Annotated in this window: 4 protein-coding genes and 1 pseudogene; all 5 read left to right on the top strand. The window is 69.3% G+C overall.

The annotated features are described in order from the left end of the window. Nucleotides 1-274, top strand: a 274-nt coding sequence (locus ADK57_RS04075; protein ID WP_199830472.1) for an ATP/GTP-binding protein, incomplete at its 5' end; no start/stop codon positions are given. A gap of 378 nt (nucleotides 275-652) precedes the next feature. Beyond that, complete coding sequence (locus tag ADK57_RS04070; protein WP_053747949.1) at nucleotides 653-3928, top strand: nitrate- and nitrite sensing domain-containing protein; 3276 nt, start codon at nucleotides 653-655, stop codon at nucleotides 3926-3928. A gap of 10 nt (nucleotides 3929-3938) precedes the next feature. Then, entirely contained in the window at nucleotides 3939-4352 is a 414-nt protein-coding gene (locus ADK57_RS04065; RefSeq protein ID WP_003993185.1) for a roadblock/LC7 domain-containing protein, read from the top strand. 97 nt (nucleotides 4353-4449) lie between these two features. Then, a complete protein-coding gene (locus ADK57_RS04060; RefSeq protein WP_053747948.1) occupies nucleotides 4450-5043 on the top strand; it encodes a DUF742 domain-containing protein in 594 nt (197 codons plus the stop codon). Beyond that, a pseudogene (locus tag ADK57_RS04055) lies at nucleotides 5024-5191 on the top strand (ATP/GTP-binding protein); the annotation flags it as partial. The gene ADK57_RS04060 and the pseudogene ADK57_RS04055, both read left to right, overlap by 20 nt.

The raw sequence follows: 5191 nt of genomic DNA, 5'->3' as shown, positions 1-5191 counted from the left end.
GCGCGGCGCCATCGGCGCGATCGTCCTGGTGGACACCCGCCGCCTCGCCGACTGCTTCCCCGCGGTCGACTACTTCGAGAACTCGGGCCTCCCCTTCGTCGTCGCGCTCAACGGCTTCGAGGGGCACCAGCCGTACGCTCCCGAGGAGGTCCGCGAGGCGCTGCAGATCGGTCCGGACACTCCGATCATCACGACGGACGCCCGCCACCGCTCCGATGCGAAGAGTGCGCTGATCACGCTCGTGGAGCACGCTCTGATGGCGCGACTGCGGTAACACGCAAATCTGCGATGACATACGGAAGTTGTCGTAGACGCTCCGGAGCCGGCTGTGTCTTTTGACACGGTCGGCCCCGGTGTTCATAACGTTTCGGCAGAGGAATCGGGTGGTACGGCCACTCGTCGCGGTCAACCGGTGCCGCTGCGCGCACGAAGGCCCCGCCTTTTGGCGGGGCTCGCTCTTTATGACCGTTTTATGTGGGGCTTACATCACTTCGAATCCCTGCCTCCCACTGTTTGGAACTGCGCAGGCCGTCGTGCTGGAATGCCTGAACTGCCCAATAGTCAAAGACGTACTCCCCAGTCGATGGCGTACCGGGCTCTGAGACACTGCGGCACAACGTTAGGTGCCGACCGCCGGAAGGTTGTTGGTCGAGTGAGGCGAAGCAAGAACGGTCCCGAGCCGTCGGCCCGGGGCAACTTCACCCCGCCGCCGCGCGGAGCGGCGCCCGCCCCTGTGCCCGGTTCGGAGCCAACCGCGCCGCCGGCCGGCGGCGGCCGTTTCTCCCCGCGCAACTGGCGGGTGCCGACCCGGCTGAACGCGATCCTGCTCATACCCGTGGTGGTCGGCCTCGTCATGGGCGGCTTCCAGGTGAAGAGCTCGATCGACACCTGGCAGGAGGCGCAGGACGCGGAGAACACCGCGCGCCTGGTGCGGGCCTCTCTCAACTATGCCGACGCCCTCTACAACGAGCGTGACAGCACCGCTGCGCCGCTGCTCAAGGGCAAGGCCCAGACCGCCAAGGACAAGGCGGCCGTCAAGGCACTGCGCGATGCCACGGACAAGGCCGCCGACGCCTTCGACGAGGCCGCGCAGAGCATGCCGCAGAAGGCGGGCCTGCTGCGCCGCCTGCAGCTGTTCCGCAACGACGAGCCCAAGCTCCAGGCGCTGCGCACGACCGCGTACACGAGCAAGCGCACCGGCGTACAGACCGAAGAGGGCTACGTCGAGGTCGCGCACCCCCTGACGGAGTTCGCCAACGAGCTCGGTCTGGGCACCGGCAACATCACCAGCTACGGCCGGACCGTCTACGCCATCGAGCTCACCAAGGCGGCCCTGTCGCTGCAGCGCTCCATCGGCATGCACATTCTGGTCAGCCCCGGTCCCAAGACGAGCGACCTGGCCACCCAGCGCGTCGCCCTCTCCTCGTACGCGTACCTGGAGGGCATCGCCGTCGAGGAGTACATCGGCGGTGGTACCGCGGCGGACGCGCAGAAGCTCACCGACGCCGAGAAGCAGATCAAGGCGGACGGCGCGGCGATGGCCAAGGAGGCCGCGGCCAAGGACCCGGACTACGTGCCCCCGCCGTCCAACCCGGTCGACATGGTCAAGGCCATCGGGACGCTGCAGACCACCGACCCCTCCGCACGCCAGGTGCTCGCCCAGGACGGCATCACCGCCGAGAACTGGTGGGCGGTCAACACCCTCAAGTACAACGCCTACCGCCAGATCGAGACGGACCTGGCCGACAAGGCCGTGGCCGAGGCCTCCAGCATCTCCGACGACGCCCGCCGTGACGCGATCATCACCGGTGCCGCCGTCGTGGTCGCCCTGCTCGCCGCGTTCATCCTGGCCGGCATGGTGGCCCGCCAGATGAGCCGTGCGATGCGCCAGCTGCGCAACGCCGCCTTCGGCATCGCCGAGCAGCGTCTGCCGATGCTGGTCGACCAGCTCTCGCGCACCGACCCCGGCCGCGTCGACACCCGTGTGCAGCCGATCCCGATCACCACCAGGGACGAGATCGGCGAGGTCGCCCGGGCCTTCGACCAGGTCCACCGCGAGGCCGTCCGGCTCGCCGCCGAGCAGGCCCTGCTGCGGGGCAACATCAACGCGATCTTCACCAACCTGTCGCGCCGCAACCAGTCGCTGATCGAGGGCCAGCTGACCCTGATCACCGACCTGGAGAACAACGAGGCCGACCCGGACCAGCTGGAGAACCTCTTCAAGCTGGACCACCTGGCCACCCGTATGCGCCGCAACGGCGAGAACCTCCTGGTCCTCGCCGGCGAGGAGCCCGGCCGCCGCTGGGACCAGCCGGTCCCGCTGGTCGACGTGCTGCGCGCCGCCTCCTCCGAGGTGGAGCAGTACGAACGTATCGAGCTGTCGGGCGTCCCGGAGGCCGAGATCCACGGCCGCGCGGTCACCGACCTCGTGCACCTGCTCGCCGAGCTGCTGGAGAACGCCACCACGTTCTCCTCGCCGCAGACCAAGGTCCGCGTCACCGCGACCCGTCTGCCCGACGGCCGCATCATGATCGAGATCCACGACAAGGGCATCGGTCTCACCGCCGAGGACTTCGCGGACATCAACCACAAGCTGGCCAACCCGCCGACCGTGGACGCCGCGATCTCCCAGCGCATGGGCCTGTTCGTGGTCGGCCGGCTGTCCGACCGGCACGGCATCCGCGTCCAGCTGCGCCCCTCCGGCGAGCAGGCCGGCACGACCTCGCTCGTCATGCTGCCCGACGCGATCACGCACGGCGGTGGCGGCGGCGAGCAGCAGCGCGACGAGTTCACCGTCTCGCAGATCATCCCGGAGCAGCCGAGCTTCCAGGGCGAGAACTTCAACAACGGCCTGCCGATGCGCACGGCCGCGGAGCTCGGCTTCGACGACAGCCGCTACACCGAGGTCCCGGACGACATCCGCGAGCTGGACCCCGTGGGCCGCTCCCTGATGCGTGAGGAGCGCCGCGCGGCTCTGGAGTCCCAGGGCCCCGGCCAGCTCCCCGGCCCGCAGTCCCCCGACTCCCAGGCGTACGCCGAGGGCTTCGACGGCCAGGGCGGCTACCAGGAGCAGCAGCAGGCCTCGTACGACCACCAGACGGCGTACGAGGAGCAGCAGCGGCAGCCGTCGTACGAGGAGCAGCAGCAGACGGCCTACGAGGACCCGCAGCAGACCGCGTACGAGGAGCAGCAGCGACCGTCGTACGACGAGGGGTACTACGCGCCGAACGGCGGCCTGCCGCGGAACGACGGCTTCTCGTCCAACGGCGGCTACCCGGAGCCGGCGTATCCGGAGCCGGTCCACGAGGAGCCCGCACAGGCCCGTGGCGCCGCCGCTGAGACGTTCTCGGGCTTCGAAGAGCAGTCCTACCAGGACGACTGGCCGCAGCAGGACGGCTACCGCAACGGGTACCCGGACCAGTACGCTCCGCAAGCGGAATCTGCGCAGGCCGCTGACGTGAGTGAGCAGGAGCGCGTAGGCTTCGACCGACCGGGACCGACCTCCTCCGCCAGCCACGACATGACCGACGCCGGGCTCCCGCGCCGCGGATCCACCCCGAGCGGTGCGAACGGCTCGGGCGGCGGGCGGCACATGAGCCAGGAGCCGTCGGTCCCCGCGGAGAGCAAGGCCGACCGCGACTGGCGTTCGGCGAACGACGACCGCTGGCAGCAGGCCGCGCAGCTCCGCAAGCCCAAGGCGGGCGGGGTCACCTCCTCCGGTCTGCCGCGGCGGGTGCCCAAGGCCAACCTGGTCGAGGGAGCCGCCGAAACCACCCCCCAGGGGGGCCCATCGGTCTCCCGCGCTCCCGAGGACGTCCGGGGCAGGTTGAGCAACCTGCGTCGCGGTGTCCAGCGGGGACGTAACGCAGGCAGTGAAACGAACGGCCAGGGCTTCGGTCCTGACAGCACCTACAACCAGGAGCGTTAGTGTGAGCCCGATGAGCCAGGCGGCGCAGAACCTGAACTGGTTGATCACCAACTTCGTGGACAACACCCCGGGGGTGTCCCACACGGTGGTGGTCTCCGCCGACGGACTCCTTCTGGCGATGTCCGAAGGCTTTCCGCGCGACCGTGCCGACCAGCTCGCGGCCGTCGCCTCCGGTCTGACGTCCTTGACGGCAGGCGCCTCCCGTATCTTCGAGGGCGGCGCGGTGAACCAGACGGTTGTGGAGATGGAGCGGGGATTCCTCTTCATCATGTCCGTTTCCGACGGTTCGTCGCTTGCGGTACTCGCACATCCGGAGGCGGACATCGGCCTCATTGGGTACGAGATGGCGCTTCTGGTGGACCGTGCCGGTACGGTCCTGACGCCCGATCTGCGTGCGGAGCTCCAAGGGAGCCTTCTCAACTAACAGACAGACGGTGCGTTTTGACGTCCCGAGGCCATAAGGTTTCGGGACGCGGCTCCACAGTGATGGGTGCCCCGGCACAGTCGGAGGAGGAGAGAAAGTGGCAACACCCCCAGGCGGTTCACCTTCGGGCAACTGGTCGTACGGCCCTGCCCAGGGCCAGGGCGACGGTTCCCAGAACCCCAACCGTTACAACTTCCCCTCCGCCCCGAGCCAGCGGCGTCAGCAGCCGTACGCACCCCAGGGTCCCCAGGGCCCCGGGCCATCGCCGTACGACCAGCCGCCGGCACCGCGCATCCAGCCCGTGCAGCCGCAGCGACGCGCCCCTGAGCCGGCCCCCGCCGGGGCGGCGAACAACCCCCTGGTGCGCCCGTACGCCATGACGGGCGGCCGCACCAGGCCGCGGTACCAGCTCGCCATCGAGGCCCTGGTGCACACCACCGCGGCTCCGCACCAGATGCAGGGCCAGCTGCCCGAGCATCAGCGGATCTGCAACCTCTGCCGTGAGATCAAGTCGGTGGCCGAGATCTCGGCCCTCCTGACGATCCCTCTCGGCGTGGCCAGGATCCTCGTCGCCGACTTGGCGGAGGCGGGCCTGGTCGCCATCCATCAACCCGGCGGCGACGAGAACGCCGGCGGCCAGCCAGACGTGACACTGCTCGAAAGGGTGCTCAGTGGACTTCGCAAGCTCTAGCGGAGGGCCTTCCCGCTCCACCACGTCCGCGAAGATCGTGGTGGCTGGCGGCTTCGGCGTGGGCAAGACCACGTTCGTCGGCGCCGTCTCGGAGATCAACCCGCTGCGCACCGAGGCCGTGATGACGTCTGCTTCGGCAGGCATCGAC

It is taken from the genome of Streptomyces sp. MMG1533 (assembly GCF_001279775.1).
Lineage (GTDB): Bacteria > Actinomycetota > Actinomycetes > Streptomycetales > Streptomycetaceae > Streptomyces.
The sequence above is the reverse complement of the archived record's forward strand: the minus strand, read 5'-3'. Positions and strand labels throughout refer to the sequence as shown.

Coding starts and splice junctions, on each gene's coding strand:
- ADK57_RS04065 (WP_003993185.1), top strand. CDS start 3,939: ATGAGCCAGGCGGCGCAGAACCTGAACTGGTTGATCACCAACTTCGTG.